The following is a 22,482-nucleotide window of genomic DNA, read 5'->3' on the forward strand; positions in this document are numbered from 1 at the left end:
CCCGATGAGGTCTACAACGCCGCGGTGGCGTGGGCCGGGCAGTTCCGTAACGCGGCGAGCCTGGCGCTTGCGGCGGCCAAGAAGTCCGTCGACCAGGGCCTCGGCGTCGACCTCGAGACCGGACTCAGGATCGAGGAACAGCAGTTCGCCGCACTGTTCGCCACGGACGACCGCACGATCGGAATGGACTCGTTCGTCGCGAACGGCCCCGGCAAGGCGCAGTTCACCGGCAAGTGATGCGCGCGGGTAGGGTTCAACGGCAACGTGCCCTACCGGCGAGTAGGTATCGCCGTCGCGGACACAGCACAGGGCGAGAGTAGGAGACCCATGACGACCACCGAAAACGAGTCGGCAGCCGATCACGTCGATCCGGCTCCCAATCCGCATGCCACCGAGGAGCAGGTGAAGGCCGCCCTGGAGGACACCAAGCTCGCGCAGGTGCTCTACCACGACTGGGAGGCCGAGACCTACGACGAGAAGTGGTCGATCAGCTTCGACGAGCGGTGCATCGACTATGCGCGCGGCCGATTCGACGCCGTGGCAGCCGACCAACCGCTGCCGTACGAACGTGCGATGGAACTCGGGTGCGGAACCGGCTTCTTCCTGCTGAATCTGATGCAGTCGGGTGTTGCGACAAAGGGCTCGGTGACCGACCTGTCGCCCGGCATGGTGAAGGTCGCGTTGCGCAACGCCGAGAACCTGGGCCTCGACGTCGACGGCCGTGTCGCAGACGCGGAACGTATTCCGTACGACGACAACACCTTCGACCTTGTGGTCGGGCACGCTGTGCTGCACCACATTCCCGACGTCGAGCAGGCGTTGAGTGAGGTGCTGCGCGTCCTCAAGCCGGGCGGCCGTTTCGTGTTCGCGGGTGAGCCGTCGACGATCGGCGACTTCTACGCACGCTGGATGAGTCGGGCCACCTGGTGGGCGACAACCAACGTCACCAAATTGGGGCCGCTGAAGTCGTGGCGTCGACCGCAGGAGGAACTCGACGAGTCGTCACGCGCCGCGGCGCTCGAAGCCGTCGTCGACATCCACACGTTCGATCCGGACGAGCTGGCGGACATAGCACGCTCCGCGGGAGCGGCGCAGGTCGAGACGGCGACCGAAGAGCTGGCCGCGGCGATGCTCGGCTGGCCTGTCCGCACGTTCGAGGCCGCTGTCCCCTCGGAGAAGCTCGGCTGGGGCTGGGCTGGTTTCGCGTTCGGAGGCTGGAAGCGGATGACCTGGCTGGACGAGAACGTGCTGCGTAAGGTCGTACCGCCCAAGTTCTTCTACAACGTCGTCGTGACGGGAACCAAACCCGCCAACTGAGTGACCGATCGCCTTACAGACATCGCGCCGCGCAGGACTCCTCCGCGGTGCGATGTGTATCGATGGCTGCTCAGTGGGCCGGTGTCATACGCCCGTACTCCTTGGCCGACCTCATGGTTTCCGGTGTTACGTCCTCCTTCCGACTGAACCTGCGCGATGTCGCGAGCCCGGCGTGTGCCAAGGTGTCTGTGGAACCCGCACCTGCCAGGGGAGATGCCAATTGGGTTATCGGTTCACGCTCGACGACGTCGCGTTTCTCCGTGGTCGTTATGGCGAGAAGGCGCTCGATGTGGTGTCGGGCATGCCCTTGACGTCTGCATCGATGATCGCCGACGTCGAACACGCACGCGGGCGCTACGCCCCACACGACGCTGCGCTCATCGAGACGACGCGGTGCCGGCGTCGGGCAACCGCCAAACTCCGCGATGCCGACCGCTGGCTGCTGACCGACGATGCGCTTCAACAGGCGACGCCGAGTGTGGTTGCCGCGCACCGAGCTTTCGAGATCGCCGACAGATTTCCAGGTGCGGTTGTCCACGATGTCACGTGCTCCATCGGCGGCGAGATGGTGGAACTGACTGCGACCGACGGAATCGGCGGCGTCATCGGCAGCGACCTCGATCGGGTGAGAGTGGGCATGGCGCAATACAACTGTCGCGAGATCGGCGGTGACCTACCCTCGGCGCTGCTGCTCGCCGATGCCCTGACGCCGACCTCGACCGCTGATGTCGTGCTCGCCGATCCCGCCCGACGTTCCGGCGGTGGGCGTGTCTTCCGACTCGACCAGCTCGCACCGCCGCTGCCGGACGTGTTGATGACCTATGCCGATCGTGTCGTGATCGTCAAATGTGCCCCGGGCATTGACTATCGGGCGCTGCGTAACCGATTCGGCTTCAGCGGTGAAGTGCAGGTGACCTCGCTCGACGGCGGAGTTCGTGAGGCGTGTCTGTGGAGCGGACCGGGAATCGGCGAGCGAACACGTGCGACAGTTCTGCGCACCGGGACCGACGGCGCCGTCAGTGGCTTCGAGATCAGCGACGACGAACCCGACGATGTCGAGCACAGTGGTCCCGTCGGCAGGTGGATCATCGACCCCGACGGCGCCGTGGTACGTGCGGGGCTTGTTCGCCAGTACGCGGCACGGCACGGACTGCATCAGCTCGATCCCCAGATCGCTTACCTCACAGGCGATCACGTACCTCCGGGAGAGCGCGGATTCGAGGTGCTCGAGGAGGTGTCGACGTCGGAGAAGGCGCTACGCAAGGCTGTCGCCGCGTACGGGTGTGGAACATTGGAGATCCTTGTCCGTGGACTCGACGTCGATCCCGATGCTCTGCGGAAGCGGCTACGTCTCAAGGGGTCTCGGTCCCTGAGCCTGGTGCTCACCCGCATCGGCCGCAAGGGTGTCGGGTTCCTGTGCGAGGCCGGTGTCAGGGCGGTCTAGCCTGATCGCACCGCAGCAGATGGCAGCCACAACGCAGAGTGCCGCCGCGATGTGGAAGGCGTTGTCGTAGCTGCCCTGCGCGTCGCGGATGTAGCCTGCGCCGAATGCGGCGATCGCGGCGCCTATCTGGTGGGAGGCGAACACCCAGCCGAAGACGACCGGGGTGTTGGCGCCGAAGTAGTGTCGGCAGATCGCAATGGTCGGCGGCACGGTGGCCACCCAGTCGAGTCCGTAGAAGATGATGAACACCCAGGTGCTCGGTTCGGCGTGGGGTGAGAGCAGTAGCGGCAGGAGTAGGAGCGACACTCCGCGACCCAGGTAGTAGATCACCAGCAGCACGCGCGGGTCGACGCGGTCGGTGAGCCAACCGGAGAACACGGTCCCGGCGACGTCGAAGATCCCGATGGTGGCCAGCAGCGACGCGGCGACGGTCGTCGGCATCCCGTGGTCGTGTGCCGCTGGAATGAAGTGGGTGCCGATCAGCCCGTTCGTCGTCATACCACAGATTGCGAAACTCGTTGCCAGAAGCCAGAATGCGCGTGTACGCGCTCCCTGGAGCAGCCCTGCGGCTGCTGCGCCGAAGCTGCCATTGGGTAGTGTGTCGATCGCGTCGTGCGACGTTGCCCCGTAGGCCGTGGTCGCCACATCGGATGGTCTGTCCCTGATGAACAGCAGCACGACCGGGATCACGGCTACTGCGGCGACCGTGACCACGATCGAGGCCCACCGCCACCCGTAGACATCGGTGATGTGTGCGACGACCGGCAGGAAGATCAGTTGTCCGGTGGCGCTCGCGGCCGTGAGCACACCGGTGACGACGCCGCGTCTGGCCACGAACCAGCGAGTGGACACCGTCGCGACGAATCCCATGGAGATCGACCCGGTACCCAACCCGACGAGCACGCCCCAGAGAAGCAACAACTGCCAGCTCGACGTCATGAAGACTCCGAGACCTGTTCCCGCAGCGATCAATCCAAGTGCGACGGTCAGAATCGGACGTACGCCGAACCGGTCCATGAGCGTTGCGGCGAATGGTGCGGTGACTCCGAACAACACCATGTTGATCGACATCGCTGCGCCGATCGTCGCATGGGACCAGCCGAACTCCATGTGGAGGGGATCCATCATCACGCTCGGCACGGCCCGGAATCCGGCGGCGCCGAGAATCGCGATGAAGCTCGCGCCCGCGACCAGCCACGCCCAGTGCGGCCGACGGCCGCCCAAACGTTGACGCAGGGGTGTTCTCAGGGGCTCGCGCTCTGGTGTCACGGTCACATATCAAGAATCGGGCGCAGCTGTCCCGAGTGCCAGTGGCATAATTGCCAATATGTCGGAAGAATCTGCCATCCATCGCATCGCCGTCTTGCTGCTGGAGCCGGTGGTCGGGTTCGATGCGACGATTCCGCCGTTGCTCTTCGGGCAGGCCGTCGACGATGCCGGTCGGTCGCTCTACGAGGTCGAGACGGTCGGACTCGGACCGTCGCCATTGCAGACGACGACGGCCTACCAAATCACGCCCAGCGCTGACGTCTCGGCCTTGGCCACGGCGGACACGGTGATCGTGCCGGGGACAAAACTGGCGTCGTGCCGCATCGACGGGACCATTCCCGACGATCTGCGTGAAGCGCTCACACTGATCCGGCCGCGGGCCCGCGTCGTGTCGATCTGCACGGGGGCTTTCGTGCTTGCGGCGGGCGGCTATCTCGACGGGCGCAGGGCCACGACGCATTGGCGTTACGCCGACGACTTCCGAAGGCTGTACCCACGTGTGGATCTCGACGAGTCGGTGCTCTTCGTCGACGACGGTGACGTCCTGAGTTCGGCCGGTCTCGCCGCGGGAATCGACCTGTGTCTGCACATCATTCGACGTGATCACGGCACCGCGGTGGCCAACGCCGTTGCCCGGCACTGTGTGGTCCCTCCCTGGCGCGAGGGAGGACAGGCACAGTTCATCGAACGTCAGGTCCCCGGCGTCGGGGGCCCGACAACCGCCGCGACGCGCGAGTGGGCAGTCCACCACCTCGACCAGAACCTCTCGGTCAGCGCACTTGCACGCCGCGCACAGATGAGCCAGCGGACCTTCAGCCGCAGATTCCAAGAGGAGACCGGCGTGTCGCCGGGCGTCTGGGTACGGGAGCGACGTCTCGACCTTGCTCGCGAACTACTCGAGGCCGGTGAGCTGTCCATTGACGTGATTGCTGCGAGATCCGGTCTGGGGTCTGCCGACACGCTGCGGCACCATCTGCGTAGGCATCTCGGCATGGCGCCGAGTGCATACCGAAAGGTCTTCGTGGGCAGGTGATGTCGGGTCGGTTGATTCGACGCTATCGGTCAGGACTCGGTGCCCGCGATGTACCAGCCGCCTGGCTCGAGTCGAATGTTGTTGCCGTCCCGGTGGCTCGCCTCGGAGGCGAGATGTCCGGTGTCGCCGAGGTCGACCGTCACGTCCGTGGCGGTCCGGTTCGCGTTGAGTGCCACGATGATCGGGGGACCAGTGGACACCTCGTACACGAGCAGGCCCTGATCGACGGTCAGAACACGTACCTGCGCGTGCTCGATGTCGAAGAATCGGCGCCGAATCGCGAAGAGTCGCTGGTGAAGACGATAGACGGGCGGAAGTTCGTCGTCGACAGGCGGTGTGTCGGGCAACATCTGACGGACCGCATCGTCACCACCGACGCGATCCTCCTTGGTTCCGGTCCATCCCAACTCGTCGCCGTAATAGACCGCAGGGGTGCCCGGGAGCGTCGCAAGCAGAACCACGGCGAGGTCGGCAGAGTGCTCGGCAAGACGCGTCGCCGTCCTGGTCACGTCGTGGTTGCCGACGAACGTCCACGGGACGAACGTCTGCAGCATCTCGCCATGGCGCACGAGGGCCCATTGCAATTCATGCATGTTGGCGTCGATGATGCTGCTCCAGAACGCTTTCCACAGCTCGTATTGAGTCACCGAGTCGACCCCGGTGTCGGCGACGTAGCCGGGATAGTCGCCGTGGATCACCTCTGCCATCACGTAGGCGTCCGGGAACCGCTCACGGACACGTGGCAGGACGGTGCGCCAGAACTCCTGCGGGACGGCGTAGGCGGCGTCGAGGCGCCACGCGTCGACGCCCGCCGCAAGCCAATGGCACATCACCTCGACCACCAGATCGGCCACCGCGGGGTTGCGGTGGTCGAGCGTGACCAGGTCGCCATGGCCCTCGAACGTCTGCACGTGTCCATCCCGGTCCCGACGCTCCCAACCCCCTTCAGCCACGTCGTCGGACACCTGATCATGCTGGCGCGACACGTGGTTGAAGACGCCGTCGAGCATGATGCGGATGCCGCGAGACCGGCACGCGGCGACGAGAGCGTCGAAATCGCTTCTGTCGCCGAGGCGTTCGTCGATCGTGAAGTGATCGAGCGTGTCGTATCCGTGAGTGGCCGACGAGAAGATCGGACCGAGCGCGATTCCGTTGACACCCAACGCGACTGCGTGGTCGAGCCAGTCGATCAGTGCCGACAGCGGGCGACGGCAGTGCCGATCCACTCCGGTGGTGTCGGCGCCGAGCGCGCCGAGAGGGTAGACGTGCCACCAGATCGACGTGGCGACCCAGGCAGGCGTGGTTGTCGTCATCGCGCCCACTCTAGTGGCTGCCGTGTGCAGCTAGTCGATGTTCTTCTTCGAATCGAAGAAGAACACCTCACCGATGTTCGTGGCGGTGGCGATCTGGCCGGAGGCGGACACCGCGACACCCGTCGCGAAGCCGGTGGCGCCCGGCATCGCCAGCGTGCGTTTCGTGTTCCCGTTGGCGGTGTCGACCTCGACCAGCGACAGCGATTTCTGATCCTCGCTGCGCACGACCGTCCAGACGCTCGTGGACGAGGTGAGGGTCGACAGGCTCACGGCCGCGAGATCCTTGCGTTGCCACACCTGCTCGGCGCGGTCGCCGCGATCACGCAGCAGCGTCAGCGGCGCACCGAGTACACCGGTCGGAATGATCAGGCCATCGGGTGACACGGTCATGGACGCGAATCCGTAGCCGCCGTTGTCGTAGGTCCACTTGGTCTTCCCGTTCGCGGCGTCGAGCGCGACGATCTGCCCGAGACGGCTGAACGTGTACAGCGTGGTCCCGTCGGCCGACAGCGTCGGCGCGCCGATCACACCACCGGGAACGTCGGCGTGCCACATCTCGCGGATCGTTCGCGTATCGCCCTGCTTCGCGTACGAGAAGCCCCGGATCTGGGAGGCGATGGCGCCCGTCGGCCAGAAATTCAGAAAGAAGCGGCTGTGCTGTTCGTCGACAGCGGGAGGGGCGGGCACGGCGCAGCGCGGACCGTTGCTCACGCAGTCGCCGTAACCCCAGAGGGGATCGCCGGGGTCGGCCTCGGGACGCAGTCGCACCTCCGGGGCGGTGAAGTCGCTGGTCTGGGTGTTGAGCATCAGAATCTGGCCCTGTGTCGTCACGACGAGGACCTCACCGGGAGCCGCGAACTTCGCAGACAGCGGCACGCCGATGACCGGCATCCGCCACCGGATCGCGCCACCAGCGTTGAGCGACAGGAAGGTCGCCTCCTCGCCGACGTAGGGCTGGTCGAACTGGTCGAGCAGTGTGGAGTTCGCCTCGATGCCCACGCGCATGCGCTTGCAGAAGTTCATGCGACCGGAGTTGGGGTCGAGAACGAGCAGGTTGCACCCGTTGGCGGTAGCCGCGGTGACGTTCACGTTCGAGTGGTTCGACACCGTGACCGGCGCGGTCACCGGTCCGCCGGTCGGTCTGGTCCAGCTCAGCGCAAGATCATCCGGGATCGACGGATAGGCGTAGTTCGAATTCGCGCCGTTGCCGCCGTAACTGGCCCAACCCGGGCTTGCGACCGAACGTACGTCGATGTGTCCGTCAGAACAGGCGCTGATCGTCAGCACGGCGCTGAGCAGGAGCACCAGCGAAGCCAGAACTCGTCGCGGTGCCCGAATCCGGCGGCCAACCACAGCCATCCTGCTCCCGTCGTGTTCGGCTCCCGGCACTGCACCGGGACGCCAGCAGTAGAGCCTATCGTGCGACGCTCCGCCGCCGATCCGGACCGCGGCGTCGATTAGGGTGAGTCGTCATGACGACGATGTGGAACGCCTCCTACCGGTCTCGTTGGCGGGCCGGACGCCGCCGCGATCCGCGCCAGGCGCGATTCGTCACACTCGACTCGCTGCGCTGGGTGGTGCGCAACAAGGCATACACACCCTGGTACCTCGTCCGGTACTACCGGCTGGCCCGGTTCCGTATGGCCAACCCCCACATCGTCCTGCGCGGAATGCTCTTCCTCGGCCGCAATGTCGAGATCCACGCGACACCGGAGTTGAGCAGGATGGAGATCGGACGCTGGGTGCACATCGGCGACGGCAACTCGATCCGATGTCACGAAGGAAGTCTCCGCATCGGCGACAAGACGGTCTTCGGCTGCAACAACGTCGTCAATTCCTATCTCGACCTCGAGATCGGCGGCTCGGTGCTGATCGCCGACTGGTGCTACATCTGCGACTTCGACCACAAGACCGACGACATCACGTTGCCGATCAAGGACCAGGGCATCGTGAAGGGACCGGTGCGGATCGGCTCGGACACCTGGGTCGCGGCCAAGGTGTCGGTCCTGCGCAACACGATCGTCGGGCGCGGATGCGTGCTGGGGTCGCACGCGGTGGTCAAGGGTGTGGTCCCCGACTATTCGATCGCCGTCGGAGCGCCCGCACGAGTGGTGAAGAACCGCAAGGACGACTGGGCTGCGAACGCGCAGGAGCGTGCGGAACTCGAACGTGCGCTGGCCGACATCGAGCGCAAGAAGGCCGAGGCCCGCGCGCACGGGCACTGAGTTCGAGTCTGGCGGTGATCGGCCGCCGGTGAGTGTCGAGGGACGCTAGTGTCCTGGATCGCGTTCGGGCAGTGGCCTTTCGGGAATGAACGGGCGGCCCACCGGGTGCCGCACACGACGTTTCGCCGACAGGTAGACGCCGCTGGTGCGTTCGGCGACCTCCCGCCAGGAGAACTCCTCGGTCAAGCGTTGCCGGGCGCGTCGGGCACGCGCGCCGGCCTCTGCGGGATCGGACAGACATGACCGAACGGCCGCTGTCAGTCCCGCCACGTCGCCCGGGGCGAAGGACAGGCCGGTCGGCGACATGGTCGGGTCGGCGTCGGGGTGCACCGACACCGCCTCGCCCAGCCCGCCGGCCGTGGAGACGACGAGCGGTGCTCCGGTGGCCGCCGCTTCGAGGGCGACGATGCCGAACGGCTCGTACCGCGACGGCAGGACGATCGCGTCGCATCGGTGCATGAGGTCGACGAGTCGGTCGTGCCCGACCGCACCCAGAAACCGCACCGAACGCGACACCCGGTGTCGACGGGCGGTCTCGACGAGCCAGTCGTACTGGGTGCCATCGCCGGCGATCGTCAGCGTCGTACCGGGGTGCGTGCGGCGGATCCGGGGGAGCGCGGCGAGAAGATCCTGCACCCCTTTCTCGTATTCGAGGCGGCCCGCGAACAGCAGTTCCGCAGGCCCCTGGGCGGTGCGTGTTCGTTCGGCATACGGCCAGAGGTCGACGTCGATGCCGTTGTGGATCACCTGGACGTCGGGCAGTCCCGGACCGAACAACCGATTGACCTCGTCGCGCATCGACGTCGAGCATGCGATGAGCGCATCTGATTCGTTGGCGAGCCACCACTCGACGGAGTGCACCTGTCGATTGGTGCGCCCACTGACCCAGCCACTGTGTCTGCCCGCCTCGGTGGCGTGGATGGTCGAGACGAGCGGGACGTCGAACAGTTCTGCGAGCGCGACCGCGGGATGGGCGACCAGCCAGTCGTGTCCGTGGACGACGTCCGGGGTCCACCGCGAGTCGGGATCCGCCGCGAGGATGCGCAACCCCGCTCGCACGAACGCATGACCCATGGCGAGCGTCCACGCCATCATGTCCTGCCCGAATTCGAACTCCGGTGGGTCCTCGGCGACGGCGATCACACGGACACCCTCGACACGGGTGTCAGTGGTCGGATGGGTCAGTGCGTCGGTCCCCGACGGTCTGCGCGTCAGCACCACGACGTCGTGCCCGGTTGCGGCGAGTTCGGTGGCGAGATGGTGCACATGCCTGCCGAGACCGCCCACCACGACCGGCGGGTACTCCCACGAGACCAGCAGAACCCTCATACGCGCTCGCTCCCGCGCAGGCGTCGGGCGTCGAGGTCGGCGAACAGTCCGTCGGCGAGATTCCACCCGGCAGCGAGTCGGCCGGCCTGCGCTGTTCGGCCGCGCAGGGCAGCGTCGGCGATCTCGCGCACAGCGTGCGCATGGGTGTGTGCTCTGCGGACGGCGTACTCGGCGGCGGTGTCCTTGGAGACCATGAACGGCCAGTCCGACGACACGGTCAGCAGCGTCTCCCGGACGATCTGGTCGGCGACGTGGTCGCGCACCGATCCGGCGTCGAGCAGCTTGTCGATGGTGTCGAGTGCGGTCTCGACCACCTCGGCGTTGAGGTCGACCAGGTGCTCGACCTGTGGGCCGTTCCAGACCCGCCAGTCCTTGCCCGATCCCCACGAGCTGTCGGTGAGTGCGACCGGCTCGCCGACGAACCCGTTGGCTGCGGCCGACGCCATCGTCCCGACGCGCACGCCCGCCTCCGGCAGGCGTCGGAGTACCTGCTCGAGCCATCGAGGTCCCTCATGCCACCAATGTCCGAACAGTTCGGTGTCGAAGGCCGCGACGACGAGCGCTGGTCGTCCGATACGCTCGGACTCCGACACCAGCCGTGCGCGCACGTGCTCGACGAAATCGTCGACGTGACGGCCGATGACCGGGGCGACGCGATCCGGCTGGTAGAGCTTTTTGTCCTGTCCCGCAACGGTTTTGCCTGTCACACGCGACATCTTGAACCCTGTCGAGTGATCGTAGGTGTGGAAGTCGCGGTAGGCGGGATGGCCCGGATAACCCGATTTGGGCGACCACACCTGATAGCTCACCGTCAGATCCCGACCGAACGCGAGTACGTCGGAGTCGCCGACGGGCCGCGCGAGCGCGGTGTCGCCGTGGAGCGCGGGGCCGTCGACCATGAAGTGTCCGACGCCGGCCGCCGCGTACTCGGTCTCCATTCCGGGCGTGAAGGCGCACTCAGGGGCCCAGATGCCCTGCGGCGCGAAGCCCCAACGCCCGCGAGCATCGGCGAGTCCCTCGGCGAGCGAGTAACGACGCAGTCGCGGGTCGAGTAGTGGACCGAACGGATGAGCCAGCGGGCCACCGAGGATCTCCAGTACGCCGGTCTCGGCCAGAGATCTGACGAGAGGGCTCGCGCCGTGTAGCCAGTGCCGCTCGAACTCCGCCATTGCTTGTGCGGCGCAACGGAACTCGTGACCTGCGAGCTCGCGGCGCGCGACGTCGGGTGTTTCGGTCGCCTGCATCGCCCGCAGCTGCCAGTCGGCAAGCCATTCGTGCATCGAGCGGAGGCAGTACGGATCGTCGAGCTGGGCGGCCAGTACAGGTGTGATCCCGAGGGAGAGCTGATTGGTGAAACCGTCGGCGGCGAGGCGTCGCAACATGGCGAACACAGGAAGATAGGACGCAGCCCACGACTGGTACAGCCATTCCTCGCCGACCGGCCATCTGCCGTGGTTGGCCAACCACGGCAGATGAGAGTGCAGCACCAGTGTGAACTGTCCGGGCACGGGCGAATCGCCACCGATCGGGTGCGCAGAACCTGCGACGGGAGAAGAGGTCATCGGCGTCGTCAGGGCCGGACCGCGACGGCGAACAGATCGAGCGAGGCGTCGATGTCGACGTCGTCGGCGGCGACGATGGTGAAGTCGTCGGCTGTGATGGCGGCGACGTCGGCGACCAGTTCGTCCGGCCAGTCCTCGCCCGCAAGCGCACGGTCGATCTGCGCATCGATGAGCGACCCGCCCCACTTCTCGTCGAGTGTCGACAAACCTGCACCGTGGTAGACGCCATGCATCACAACGGTTTCCATCCCACCCTCGATCAGCAGATCGGTGAGCTCTGCTGCGTCGAGCTCACGTGTGTGGAAGGGATTCAACGGGGTGTCGCGTCCCGGTGAGAAGGTGATGCGGTTGGGTGTCGAGATCAGCAGGCGTCCGCCGGGGCGCAGCACGCGTCTGCACTCCGCGATGAATGCCGCCTGGTCCCACAGATGCTCGATGACCTGGAAATTGACGACCACGTCGACCGACTCGTCCGGCAACGGCAGGTCGACGAGATTGCCCTGGATCATCGTCAGCTGCGGATAACGCCGACGCGTGTGCTCGACGGCCGACGCGTCGTAGTCGACACAGGTGACCGTCGCGCCCTCCGCTGCGAGCATCGCTCCGCCGTATCCCTCTCCGGACCCCGCTTCGAGTACGTGCAGACCTCGACACGATTCGGCGATGAAGCGGTAGGCGATCTCGTGGCGCCGGAACCAGTAGTTCTCGGCGGGGATGCCGGGAACCGTGCGTTCCCCGGTCAGCGCGAGCTGTGTCTCGGTGCTCAACGTGGCCAAGCTCGCCGCGCCTGTGGCGGCAGCGGATTCGGTGCTCACCGTCGACCGACGTTGTGTGGTCGAGCCCTGTGCGTCGCTCATCCCCACGAGACTAGTACCCGGGGTCGTCCCACGAACCCCCTCCGGTGCACTCGCGCGGTCGCGGCGGTCGGATCGTGGGCATAGTGTGAGGTAGGCGATGTTCTGCGGCCAATTCGGAGGCGCTAAAGTGGGTGGAGACCGATGGCCTTACCCGCCGGTAAGTTGCCGAACCCGACGCAGGAGGTCGACGAAGACCCATGACAAACATTGTCGTTCTGATCAAGCAGGTTCCGGACACCTGGTCCGAGCGAAAGCTCTCCGAGAGCGACTTCACGCTCGATCGTGAGGCCGCCGACGCCGTGCTCGACGAGATCAACGAGCGCGCGGTCGAGGAAGCGCTGCAGATCAAGGAAGCCAACGGAGGCGAGGTCACCATCCTGACCGCAGGCCCCGAGCGTGCCACCGAGGCCATCCGCAAGGCACTGTCGATGGGTGCCGACAAAGCCATCCACATCCAGGACGATGCGCTGCACGGCTCCGACGCGGTGCAGACCGCCTACGTGCTTGCACGCGCACTCGGCACCGTCGAGGGCGTCGAGCTGGTCATCGCAGGTAACGAGGCCACCGACGGTCGTGTCGGCGCCATCCCCGCGATGATCGCCGAGTACCTCGAACTGCCGCACCTGACGCACCTGCGCAAGCTCACCGTCGAGGGCGAGTCGCTCAAGGGTGAGCGCGAGACCGACGACGGCATCTACCACATCGAGGCAGAGCTTCCCGCGATCGTCAGCGTGAACGAGAAGATCAACGAGCCGCGCTTCCCGTCCTTCAAGGGCATCATGGCCGCCAAGAAGAAGGAAGTTCAGGTCGTCGGGCTCGCCGAGATCGACGTCGAGCCGTCGGATGTGGGTCTGGAGAACGCCGGTACCACCGTCACCAGCTCGACCCCGAAGCCCCCGAAGACCGCGGGCGAGCGTGTCACCGACGAGGGCGACGGCGGCGTGAAGGTCGCCGAGTACCTCGTGAGCCAGAAGATCATCTAGGCGCCGCTGCGTAACCAGACCACCTCACCGGCCCGCGCAGCCACCTAGCTCGCCGCAGGCCACCCAGACATCCAGGAGCAAAAACAATGGCAGAAGTACTCGTTCTGGTCGAGCAGGACGCCGAGGGCGCCCTGAAGAAGGTGACCAACGAACTGATCACCGCCGCTCGTGCACTCGGCACGCCGTCGGCCGTCGTGGTCGGCGCACCGGGTGGTGCCGACGGCATCATCGACGACCTCAAGGCCGCAGGCGCCGAGAAGATCTACGTCGCGGAGTCCGACGACGCCGCGAACTACCTGATCAGCCCCAAGGTCGACGTGCTGTCGTCGGTTGCCGAGCAGGCATCGCCCGCGGGCATCCTCGTTGCGGCCAACGCCGACGGCAAGGAGATCGCGGGACGTCTCGCGGTTCGTCTCGGGTCGGGCGTGCTCGCCGACGTCGTCGACGTCAAGGAGGGCGCCGTGGGCGTCCACTCCATCTTCGGTGGCGCGTTCACCGTCGATGCGCAGGCCAAGGGCGACACACCGATCTTCTCGGTGCGCCCCGGCGGCGTCGAGGCCGCCCCGCAGGCAGGCGCGGGTGAGCGCGTCGACGTCGAGGTTCCGGCGCAGGAGGGTGGCGTGAAGATCACCAAGGTCGAGCCGAACGTCGGTGGTGACCGTCCCGAGCTCACCGAGGCATCGATCGTCGTCTCCGGTGGTCGCGGTGTCGGTAGCGCCGACAAGTTCTCGGTCGTCGAGGAGCTCGCCGACTCGCTCGGTGCAGCGGTCGGTGCCTCGCGTGCCGCCGTCGACTCGGGCTACTACCCCGGCCAGTTCCAGGTCGGTCAGACCGGCAAGACCGTGTCGCCGCAGCTCTACGTCGCGCTCGGCATCTCGGGTGCGATCCAGCACCGCGCGGGTATGCAGACCTCGAAGACCATCGTCGCCGTCAACAAGGACGAGGAAGCGCCGATCTTCGAGATCTCCGATTACGGCATCGTCGGCGACCTGTTCAACGTCGCACCGCAGCTGACCGAAGAGGTCAAGAAGCGTAAGTGATCTCGACAAGCTCGATCAGCGGGCTTGCTGGTTGAGCTGCCTGCCGCTGGTTGAGCTGCCTGCCGCTGGTTGAGCTGCCTGCCGCTGGTTGAGCCTGTCGAAACCACTCGTAGCGATCCCCGGCCCATCTGGGCCGGGGATCGCTGCTTTCTGTTCACCGAGCACGCCCCGACACGTCACGCCCACGTAGCAGCACGGTCGTTGCGACTGGCTTTCATCTGGGACATGACAGACGTACTGACCTCTTCGGTTGTGGGGCGTCACCTCGCGTGCTCGTCAGAGCTCGGCCGCAGCGACACCCGCACCCTCGTCGATGCCGGACGCCTGCGGATCGTCCTGACCGACTCGGCCGAGCTGATCGACGCGGTCCAGCGACTGCGCTACGACGTGTTCGCCGAGGAGCCCGGCTTCTCCGACCGCATCGGTGACCACACGACGGCCCGTGACGCCGACCACGTCGACGAGTTCGCAGAGCATCTCGTCGCTGTCGACGACGAGCACGGTGTGCTGGGTTGCGCGCGGCTGCTCGCGCCGCCGCGCGCTATCGCCGCCGGCGGGTGGTACTCCGCGAGTGAGTTCGACCTCCGCGAGATCGACCGGATCGGTGGGTCACTGGTCGAGATGGGGCGCGCGTGTGTGGCGCCGGGGCACAGACACGGGGCGATCACCGCGCTGCTGTGGGCGGCTCTCGTCCGATATCTCGACGACGCCGATTACCGCTACGTGATGGGCTGCGTCTCGGTTCCGTTGAGCGGACCGGGCGGGCAACCACGGGGTGCGACGCTGCGCGGCGTCCGCGACCACGTGCTCGACCGCCATCCGGCGCCCTGGCGAGCCACTCCGTTGCGCGACCCCCTCGTCGACGGTCGCACCCTCGACGAGATCGAGCCGCCCGTCACGCTCACGATCACGCCGCTTCTGCGCGCCTACCTGCGGCTGGGCGCAACGGTCTGCGGACAACCCGCGATCGACGAGATCTTCGACGTCGGCGACTTCGTCACGGTTCTCGATCGCGAGACCGCCAACATCCGCTACCTCGACAGACTTCGTGCGACAGGCGCGCGACTCGCAGTACCCACCCGAGAGTGAGGTCCCCATGACGGCCGCCACGATCATCCCCGTGCCCACGCTGCCGGACACCCCGACGCCACCGGCACCGCTCTCGCCGACACCGGTTCCGTCCGCACTTCCAGGCGTGAGTGTTGAGCACGGCGCGTCGTCGGACGAGGACGTGCGCCACGCCTGGTTCCCGGCGAGTCCGTGCGGCGACGAGTGCCACGCCGACGATGCGCGAGCGACGGCGAACATGCTCACCGTCGTGACCCGCGTCGTGCTACTCGCGGCGTCGACCACGCTGTTTCTGCTGACGGGATCCCTGGTCGCGTTCCTGCCGCGACTCCTGCGTCGTGCCTACATCCGTACCAGTGCGCGAACCCTGTTGTGGTCCTTGGGGATTCGGGTGGTCATCGATGACCGTCGACCCTTCGCCACGAACACCAGAGGGCTCGTGGTGGCCAACCACATCTCGTATCTCGACATCCTCGCGGTCGCGGTGGTCAACCCTGCCCGATTCGTGGCGAAATGTGACGTGATGTCGATGCCGGTGGTGTCGACTCTTGCACGCAGGCTCGGCATCATATCGATCGACCGGGGCTCGTTGCGCGCCCTGCCCGCGACGGTGCACAGGGCTGTCACCGAACTGCAGGCCGACAACTCGGTCGCGGTCTTCCCGGAGGGGACCACCTGGTGCGGTCGCGCCCGCGGCGACTTCCGGCCTGCCTTCTTCCAAGCCGCCATCGATGCGGGCGTCCCGGTCATCCCGCTGCATGTGGAGTTCACCGTCTCCGGGACGGTCACCACCGCAGCGGGTTTCATCGGCGATGACTCGCCCGCCGACACGTTGCGGCGCGTGTTGCGCACCCGTGGACTCGCGGTGCGTATCCGAGTGCACGAGTCCCAGCTCCCCCGATCCGACCGTAGGGAACTCGCCGACCGGTGCGCCGAACTCGTCGGAGGCCCGGTCGGGCACCTTCATCGGTGAACCGGCGGGGTGCGCGGACGCGTGGCGGGGCACGGGTGATCGCCGACACACCCTGCGGGCGGATCGGTTACGGTGAGAACAGCGCACCGTCCCCGGGCGCGCCCAACCGTCGGGAGGCTTTCGTGACCGCGAGTTCGCAGGCACCGATCGAGAACGACGTCGACGCACGTCGCGAGGCGGCACAGGCGCGCTTTGCCGAACTGCGTACCGCCCGAACGCCCGTCGCCGACGCCGATCTCGACGCGGTGTGGGCCGACCTGGACACGATCAGACCCGCGGACATGCTCGGACGGTGGCACGGCGGCGAGTTCGTGACCGGTCACGCGATGAACGGATTGCTCACCAAGATCGGTTGGTACGGCAAGAACTTCATCTCGACCAGCGAGGTTCAGCCGTTGGTCTGCCGCAACGATGCGGGCGAACTGTACTCCAACACCGAGGTCGGCAAGGGTGAGGCGTCGCTGTGGGCCGTCGAGTTCCGCGGCGAGGTCACCGCGTCGATGGTCTACGACGGCCAGCCGGTGATCGACCACTTCAAACGCGTCGACGACACCACCGTGATGGGGATCATGAACGGTAGCGGCGGACTCATCGGTGGTCGTCACTTCTACTTCTACCTCGAGCGGGATTCCTGAGCCGTCCCGATCGTCGAGCCACATCGTTCGCAGGGCCACATCGATCGCAGGGCCACATCGCTCGCAGAGCCACATCGTTCGCAGGGCCCGTCCACGCCGAGCTGCCTCCGGCGTCGACGTCAAGCCGTCGGCAAGTGATCGCCAAGCGCCTCACCGCACTCTGTCGTCGTCCCTGAAGGATCGACACGAAGGCAGAAGCCATGGCGCATACCGAACCGACACACACGAACCCGCCGAGAGACACGAACCCGCCGGCACACACGAACCCGCCATGGATCCGGAGCGCACCGCTCACCGACGTCGCGGGGTCATTCAGCACGGTCCAACGCATCACGCTCGCGGTCGTCTGCGCGGCCACGGCGATGCTCATGCTCGACATCGCGGTGGTCAACACCGCACTGCCGTCCATGGCGCGCGAGTTCGACGCGAGCATGAACTCGCTGAAATGGGTGATCGACGGATACACACTCGCGCTGGCGACCGTTGTCTTGAGCGCGGGAGCGTGGGCCGACCGCATCGGTCGACGCCGCGTCTTCGTCGTCGGAGCCCTCGTGTTCACCGCTGCCTCGGTGCTCTGCACCGTCGCCGCTGACATCGCCACCTTGAACGCGGCCCGCGTCGTACAGGGATTGGGCGCCGCGTTACTGTTCGCGTCGTCGCTGGCGCTGCTGGCGCACGCATTTCCGGGCCGAGAACACAGGACCAGGGCGCTCGCCGCCTATGGGGCGACCATCGGCGCCTCGTTCGCCATCGGACCACTGCTCGGGGGTGTGCTGACTGACTGGATCGACTGGCGAGCCATCTTCGTCGTCAACATCCCCCTGGGTGTCGCGATGCTGTACGCGACCCGTTGGATCGAGGAGTCGGCGAGCAGGAGTCCGCGACGGGGAGACATCTGGGGTCAGCTCAGTGCGATCGTGGCGCTCGGCGCGTTGACCTATGGGTTCTTCGAGGCCAATGCGCGCGGCTGGACGGACGGGGTGACCCTGACCTCCTTCGGTGTCGCGGTCGTCGCTTTCGGTGTCTTTCTGACTGTCGAAAGTGTTGTCGCACAGCCCATGTTGCCACTCACGATGTTTGCCAACCCTGCGTTCGCCGGCGCACAGGTCGCCACGTTCGCGATCAGTGCGTCGATGTTCGCGGTGTTCGTGTACGTGACCATCTACCTGCAGGGTGTGCTCGGTATGTCGGCCATTGCCGCCGGCCTCGTCTACCTGCCGGGAACGATGGTCATGCTCGTGGTCGCAGGACTCACGGACAAAGCGGTCGGCCGCGTGCCCGCATGGGTGCTGTTGTCGGCCGCGCTCGTCGCGGTTGCCGCGGGTCTGGCCTGGATGACCATCGCGGGTGAGCACAGCAGTGGCTGGGTCATGGTGCCCGGATTCCTGCTCTCCTGCATCGGCGCCGGCGTGTTCAATCCCGTGATGAGCGGGGTCGTACTTGCCGAGGCGGAGCACGACGACGCAGGGCTGGCCGCCGGTGTCAACGACGTCTTCCGTCAGTCGGGGATCGCGCTCGGTGTGGCAGCGCTGGGCGCCGTGTTCCCCGCGGCATCGGTGCTGCACGGCGGCGACGCGGGCGCCTATGTCGACGCCCTGCGCGTCGCCCTCTGGATCAGCGCCGCCATCGCGGTGGTCGGCGCATTCGTGGTGGTCGCCGCGATGCGTCGCGCCCGCGCCACCACAGACCAGGCAACCGGCCAGGTGGCTTCCGGCCGGACGAGCACGGCTGCGACGCACGCCGCTCGCACGGCAGGCGGTGAACCGACGCGGACACGGGACACGGCGTCGTTGCTGGTCGTAGACTCGAGATCGCCGGATTTCCGGCATCCCGGACCGCACGAGTGAGGGGACAAGATGCGGGAGTATCTGATACTCGGTCCGCTCGAGGTCCGGTGCGACGGCGAGCTCCTTGACCTCGGGTCGCCCAAGCAGCGGGCCGTGCTCGGTGCACTTGTGCTCGCGCGCGGAGCCGTCGTGTCGGTTGATCGGCTGATCGATGCGGTGTGGGGCCCACATCCGCCTCCTGCGGCGACGACCAGCCTGCAGGCCTACATCTCGAATCTGCGGCGCGCGCTGCGGGGCGAATCCGGCGGTCCGTCGCCCATCGAACGTGTCAGTCCCGGATACCGGTTGAACATCGCCGACGACTCGGTCGACCTCGTCGAGTACACCGCGCTGGCGCGCGAGATCCGCGATCACGTGGATGCCGCGCGCTGGCGCGACGCGCGGGAGGGTTGCGAGCGGGCCCTGGCGCTGTGGCGTGGGCAGCTTCTCGCCGACATGGCCGACGAGAAGTGGGTCGGGCCCGATTCCGTTGCGGCGACCGAGACGCGGCTGGCCGTCACCGAGGCGCACATCACGACGCTCCTCGCGCACGGCGACACCGGTCAGGCGCTGACCGAGACTGTGGCCTTGCGCGCCATCGACCCGCTGCGTGATCGAGCCGCGTGGTTGCACATGGTTGCGTTGTACCGCGCCGGACGCGGGGCCGATGCGCTGGCCACCTACACCGACCACGTGCGGCGACTCGACAACGAACTCGGCCTCGACCCCGGCCGTGAGCTGCGCGAGTTGCAGGGAGCCATCCTCCGCCACGACGCCGAGATCGCCGCGTGGCCGAGACAGCCGCACTGGTCCGGGGCGTCTCCGGTGTCCTCGCCCACGCGATCCTCGTCTCTCGTCTCCGACCTCGAATCCCCGACGACAGAAGCACTGTCAGAGAAATCCGTCAGCACATTGGTCGGGCGTGAGGCGCAGATGACCACGCTCACCGCACTGTTCGACGACAGCTCGGGCCCCGCGACTCGCTGGCTCGCTCTGTCGGGCGTGGCCGGGATCGGCAAGACCCGGCTCGCCGAGGAGGCAGCCGACGTCGCGGCGCGCAACGGTGACGATGTCGTGTGGGTGAGATGCCCTGACGCACAGGGTATTCCGGCATGGTGGCCGATGCGACAGCTGTGCCGTGACCTCAAGGCCGACGCGGCGGCAATGCTGTCGGTGCCGCCGGGAGTCGACGCCGACGCTGCGCGCTTCGCGGTGTACGAACGGGTGCAGGCCCTCATCGAATCACGCGCATCGGCACGCCCTGTCACCATCATCGTCGACGACGCGCAGTGGGCCGACCCGATGTCGATCGACCTGCTGGTGTATCTGACCACGGCGCTGCGAAACGTGGCGGTGCGCGTGATCCTCACGATCCGAGAGGAGGAGGTCGACGCGCAACTCGCCCGTCTACGAGGCGCGTTGGTTCGCGCAGGCGGCCGCGTCGTCGACGTTCCGGCGTTGACACGCCACGAGGTGACCGCCCTGGCACGACAGACATCCGACGACGAGCTGTCCGCCGCCGAACTCGACGGGCTCTTCGACCGTACCGGCGGTAACCCGTTGTTCGTCGCCGAGTATGCGCGCCTGCCGAATTCGCAACGCAGAGAGATTATTCCGGCTGCAGTGCGTTCCGTGCTCGACCGCCGGCTCGTCTCGCTCGATCCCACCACCCGCGAGGTGCTCGGACACGCGGCGGTCATCTCCGATGAGATCGACGTGACGCTGCTCGCCGCGGTGATGGGACGCGACGTCGACGAGGTCGCCGACTGCATCGACGACGCGGTAGACGAACGGATCGTAGTGGCAGGCGTCGGCCACAATCGGACCGTGTTCGCGCACGCGCTCCTCCGCGAGGAGGCGATGGCGGGCATCAAGACGTTGCGCCGCTGCAGAATTCATCTCCGCACGGCCGAGATCCTCGCAACCACGACGGGTGCCGATTCTACGGTGCGACGGGCAGGGCACCTGCTCAACGCACTGCCGTTGGCGGAGGTCTCCGAGGTGATCGCCGCGTGTCGTCGGGTTGCCGCCGACGCCACGTCGCGCTGGGACTCGGTCAATGCCGCCTACTGGCTCGACGCCGCGCTGCGCACCTATGAGTCGCTGGCTTCCGAGGTGCAAGATGTCACGGTGCGCGACGATCTCCTCGTCGATCTCCTCGATGCGCACCTGCGCGCCGGAAACGTAGCGACCGTCCTCGACACCGTCGCCGAGCGTCTGACGGATGCCATGCGCTCGGGGAGTACGCAGACCGCCGGACGGCTCGCGGCGACGCTGATTCGATCGGGTGGGGGATGGCCGTGGGTTCCGCCGGGTGTCGAGAGTGGTCCGCTGCAGGAGGTCCTGAGAACGGTCGGCGAGTTCACCGACGGAGACGCCGCGAGCAGCGCACGCGTACTGGGAGCGTTGGCGATCGGCTCCTGTTACAGCCGTGACGCGAACGTCCCGGCGACGCTCCTCGCCCGCGCGGAAGCATGCGCGCAGCGAGCCGGCGACGTGGACGTGCTCGCCGATGTCATGATCGCCCGGCTGATCACGTACTCCGGTGTCGCCGAGCGGGCGGCGGAATCCGTTGCCCTCGGTAACTCGATCCGCGACATGGCGCATACGTTGTCGGCGTTCGACGAGGTGATCGTCGACTCGGTGCTGACGATGGCGACGACGACACTCGGCGACCTCGATGCCACACAGCGGCACCTCCGTCGCGGAATCGTCGGCAGTGAACGGATGCGTCTGCCGATCCTGCGTGCACAGCTCCGCTGGATGGAGGCCGCTCTCGCCGTCTGGTACGGCGAATTCGATCGTGCGCGGGAGCATTTCGACACCGCTTTCGCCGTCCACCAACAGACGCAGCTCTACGTCGCCGGCAGTGGGGCGCTCGCGATGATGGCGATGGCCACGCAGGAGGGGATGTTCGAGCAGTTCGTCGACGACGTCCTCGGCATCGACCGCGACGACAGACTGGAATGGGTGCGGACCGTGGTGTCCGGGGCCGCGGGGAATTCCGTTGCGACGCTGCTGGCTTCGGGTGTCGCCACCGTCGCTGGCGTGCACGGCGACACAGAACTCGCCATTGCGATGGTCGATGCGTGGCTGGCTGATCGGGAGCCGATGATGTGGACGTCGCTCGCGCAGGCGGTGATCCTCTCCGGAGTGGTCGTCGAACTCGACCTGGCCGATCGCGCACAGATCTTGGTCGACTACCTCGAACCCTTCGCGGGTGCCATCGCCACCGTCGGGCAGGTCGGCTGCATCGGTCCGGTCGACCTGGCTCTCGCCGAGCTCCACTTCCTTCTCGGCCACGAAGACGCGGCCATCGAGGCACTGGACCGAGCCCGTCAGCTTTCGGAGTCCGCGGGGAGCGTGCCCGGGGTACTGCGGTGCCGGATGGCCGCAGCGTCCCGTGCGCCCGCGGGACCGCGACGCGACCGTGAACTCGCCGACATCGCGGCGTTGGCGACCGTGGCGAACATGACGGCTCTGGCGTCGGCTGCCACTGCGGCGCGCGCCCGCTGAGCCCTCCGACCCGCACCAGTCGATCGACTGACATTGCAGTCGCGCCGACTCCAAGAAGACAGCAAGATCATCACAAGGGTGTGCGGACATGG

General features: G+C 66.8%; 18 protein-coding genes. 12 read left to right on the forward strand and 6 right to left on the reverse strand.

Annotation, left to right across the window (positions count from 1 at the left end; genetic code table 11):
- From GOOTI_RS15860 to GOOTI_RS15870, 3 genes are all read left to right on the forward strand, one after another.
- The coding region (locus GOOTI_RS15860) for an enoyl-CoA hydratase-related protein (RefSeq protein WP_007239622.1) at positions 1–237 on the forward strand (237 nt) is incomplete at its 5' end.
- Positions 238–327: 90 nt separating this feature from the next.
- The gene (locus GOOTI_RS15865; protein WP_007239623.1) at positions 328–1,317 is read left to right on the forward strand and encodes a class I SAM-dependent methyltransferase; all 990 of its coding nucleotides are present in this window, start codon (positions 328–330) and stop codon (positions 1,315–1,317) included.
- Positions 1,318–1,537: 220 nt separating this feature from the next.
- Positions 1,538–2,761 carry a THUMP-like domain-containing protein gene (locus GOOTI_RS15870; RefSeq protein ID WP_007239624.1) on the forward strand — a complete coding sequence of 408 codons (1,224 nt, stop codon included), beginning with the start codon at positions 1,538–1,540 and terminating at the stop codon, positions 2,759–2,761.
- On the opposite strand, the gene GOOTI_RS15875 is transcribed toward GOOTI_RS15870, so the two are convergent.
- Positions 2,663–4,036, reverse strand: coding sequence for an MFS transporter (locus tag GOOTI_RS15875; protein WP_007239625.1), 1,374 nt, complete (start codon positions 4,034–4,036; stop codon positions 2,663–2,665). The two genes, GOOTI_RS15870 and GOOTI_RS15875, sit on opposite strands and share 99 nt — an antisense overlap.
- A 52-nt stretch (positions 4,037–4,088) precedes the next feature.
- Here GOOTI_RS15875 and GOOTI_RS15880 point away from each other — a divergent pair, with 52 nt between their 5' ends.
- On the forward strand, positions 4,089–5,063 hold the full coding sequence (locus tag GOOTI_RS15880) for a GlxA family transcriptional regulator (RefSeq protein ID WP_007239626.1): 975 nt from the start codon (positions 4,089–4,091) through the stop codon (positions 5,061–5,063).
- 29 nt (positions 5,064–5,092) lie between these two features.
- Here the strand turns inward: GOOTI_RS15880 and GOOTI_RS15885 are convergent, their stop codons facing one another.
- Both GOOTI_RS15885 and GOOTI_RS15890 read right to left on the reverse strand, forming a co-directional pair.
- Positions 5,093–6,376, reverse strand: coding sequence for an alpha-amylase family glycosyl hydrolase (locus tag GOOTI_RS15885; protein WP_039994224.1), 1,284 nt, complete (start codon positions 6,374–6,376; stop codon positions 5,093–5,095).
- Positions 6,377–6,406: 30 nt separating this feature from the next.
- Complete coding sequence (locus GOOTI_RS15890; protein ID WP_039994222.1) at positions 6,407–7,735, reverse strand: outer membrane protein assembly factor BamB family protein; 1,329 nt, start codon at positions 7,733–7,735, stop codon at positions 6,407–6,409.
- 113 nt (positions 7,736–7,848) lie between these two features.
- On the opposite strand from GOOTI_RS15890, the gene GOOTI_RS15895 reads away from it, so the two are divergent.
- Positions 7,849–8,601: an acyltransferase gene (locus tag GOOTI_RS15895; RefSeq protein ID WP_007239629.1), complete on the forward strand. Its 753-nt coding sequence runs from the start codon at positions 7,849–7,851 to the stop codon at positions 8,599–8,601.
- Positions 8,602–8,646: 45 nt separating this feature from the next.
- Here the strand turns inward: GOOTI_RS15895 and GOOTI_RS15900 are convergent, their stop codons facing one another.
- Genes GOOTI_RS15900 through GOOTI_RS15910 form a run of 3 tightly spaced genes read right to left on the reverse strand, consistent with a single transcriptional unit; the run spans position 8,647 to position 12,349 of the window.
- On the reverse strand, positions 8,647–9,930 hold the full coding sequence (locus GOOTI_RS15900) for a glycosyltransferase family 4 protein (RefSeq protein ID WP_007239630.1): 1,284 nt from the start codon (positions 9,928–9,930) through the stop codon (positions 8,647–8,649).
- Positions 9,927–11,492: a 1,4-alpha-glucan branching protein domain-containing protein gene (locus GOOTI_RS15905; RefSeq protein ID WP_051997992.1), complete on the reverse strand. Its 1,566-nt coding sequence runs from the start codon at positions 11,490–11,492 to the stop codon at positions 9,927–9,929. The genes GOOTI_RS15900 and GOOTI_RS15905 overlap by 4 nt, the downstream gene beginning before the upstream one ends.
- Before the next feature lie 8 nt (positions 11,493–11,500).
- The gene (locus GOOTI_RS15910; RefSeq protein WP_007239632.1) at positions 11,501–12,349 is read right to left on the reverse strand and encodes a class I SAM-dependent methyltransferase; all 849 of its coding nucleotides are present in this window, start codon (positions 12,347–12,349) and stop codon (positions 11,501–11,503) included.
- A gap of 197 nt (positions 12,350–12,546) precedes the next feature.
- Here GOOTI_RS15910 and GOOTI_RS15915 point away from each other — a divergent pair, with 197 nt between their 5' ends.
- From GOOTI_RS15915 to GOOTI_RS15945, 7 genes are all read left to right on the forward strand, one after another.
- Complete coding sequence (locus GOOTI_RS15915) at positions 12,547–13,332, forward strand: electron transfer flavoprotein subunit beta/FixA family protein (RefSeq protein ID WP_007239633.1); 786 nt, start codon at positions 12,547–12,549, stop codon at positions 13,330–13,332.
- 86 nt (positions 13,333–13,418) lie between these two features.
- Entirely contained in the window at positions 13,419–14,372 is a 954-nt protein-coding gene (locus GOOTI_RS15920) for an electron transfer flavoprotein subunit alpha/FixB family protein (RefSeq protein WP_007239634.1), read from the forward strand.
- Between the two features lie 201 nt (positions 14,373–14,573).
- Positions 14,574–15,461 (forward strand): GNAT family N-acetyltransferase, encoded by an 888-nt coding sequence (locus tag GOOTI_RS15925; protein WP_007239635.1) that lies wholly within the window; start codon positions 14,574–14,576, stop codon positions 15,459–15,461.
- A gap of 7 nt (positions 15,462–15,468) precedes the next feature.
- Entirely contained in the window at positions 15,469–16,413 is a 945-nt protein-coding gene (locus GOOTI_RS15930; RefSeq protein WP_007239636.1) for a lysophospholipid acyltransferase family protein, read from the forward strand.
- Positions 16,414–16,535: 122 nt separating this feature from the next.
- The gene (locus tag GOOTI_RS15935; RefSeq protein WP_174299148.1) at positions 16,536–17,048 is read left to right on the forward strand and encodes a DUF4334 domain-containing protein; all 513 of its coding nucleotides are present in this window, start codon (positions 16,536–16,538) and stop codon (positions 17,046–17,048) included.
- Between the two features lie 200 nt (positions 17,049–17,248).
- Positions 17,249–18,895, forward strand: a complete 1,647-nt coding sequence (locus GOOTI_RS15940) for an MFS transporter (RefSeq protein WP_007239638.1) — start codon at positions 17,249–17,251, stop codon at positions 18,893–18,895.
- A 9-nt stretch (positions 18,896–18,904) separates the two neighbouring features.
- Positions 18,905–22,390, forward strand: a complete 3,486-nt coding sequence (locus GOOTI_RS15945) for an ATP-binding protein (RefSeq protein WP_007239639.1) — start codon at positions 18,905–18,907, stop codon at positions 22,388–22,390.
- Positions 22,391–22,482 lie beyond the last annotated feature (92 nt).

The organism is Gordonia otitidis NBRC 100426 (genome assembly GCF_000248075.1).
GTDB lineage: Bacteria > Actinomycetota > Actinomycetes > Mycobacteriales > Mycobacteriaceae > Gordonia > Gordonia otitidis.

Bases quoted from the DNA above. Each gene is read 5' to 3' on its own strand.
- GOOTI_RS15880 (WP_007239626.1), top strand. From the start codon at position 4,089: ATGTCGGAAGAATCTGCCATCCATCGCATCGCCGTCTTGCTGCTGGAG.
- GOOTI_RS15885 (WP_039994224.1), bottom strand. From the start codon at position 6,376: ATGACGACAACCACGCCTGCCTGGGTCGCCACGTCGATCTGGTGGCAC.
- GOOTI_RS15940 (WP_007239638.1), top strand. From the start codon at position 17,249: ATGGCGCATACCGAACCGACACACACGAACCCGCCGAGAGACACGAAC.
- GOOTI_RS15900 (WP_007239630.1), bottom strand. From the start codon at position 9,930: ATGAGGGTTCTGCTGGTCTCGTGGGAGTACCCGCCGGTCGTGGTGGGC.
- GOOTI_RS15930 (WP_007239636.1), top strand. From the start codon at position 15,469: ATGACGGCCGCCACGATCATCCCCGTGCCCACGCTGCCGGACACCCCG.
- GOOTI_RS15920 (WP_007239634.1), top strand. From the start codon at position 13,419: ATGGCAGAAGTACTCGTTCTGGTCGAGCAGGACGCCGAGGGCGCCCTG.
- GOOTI_RS15895 (WP_007239629.1), top strand. From the start codon at position 7,849: ATGACGACGATGTGGAACGCCTCCTACCGGTCTCGTTGGCGGGCCGGA.
- GOOTI_RS15910 (WP_007239632.1), bottom strand. From the start codon at position 12,349: ATGAGCGACGCACAGGGCTCGACCACACAACGTCGGTCGACGGTGAGC.
- GOOTI_RS15865 (WP_007239623.1), top strand. From the start codon at position 328: ATGACGACCACCGAAAACGAGTCGGCAGCCGATCACGTCGATCCGGCT.
- GOOTI_RS15945 (WP_007239639.1), top strand. From the start codon at position 18,905: ATGCGGGAGTATCTGATACTCGGTCCGCTCGAGGTCCGGTGCGACGGC.
- GOOTI_RS15905 (WP_051997992.1), bottom strand. From the start codon at position 11,492: ATGACCTCTTCTCCCGTCGCAGGTTCTGCGCACCCGATCGGTGGCGAT.
- GOOTI_RS15915 (WP_007239633.1), top strand. From the start codon at position 12,547: ATGACAAACATTGTCGTTCTGATCAAGCAGGTTCCGGACACCTGGTCC.
- GOOTI_RS15890 (WP_039994222.1), bottom strand. From the start codon at position 7,735: ATGGCTGTGGTTGGCCGCCGGATTCGGGCACCGCGACGAGTTCTGGCT.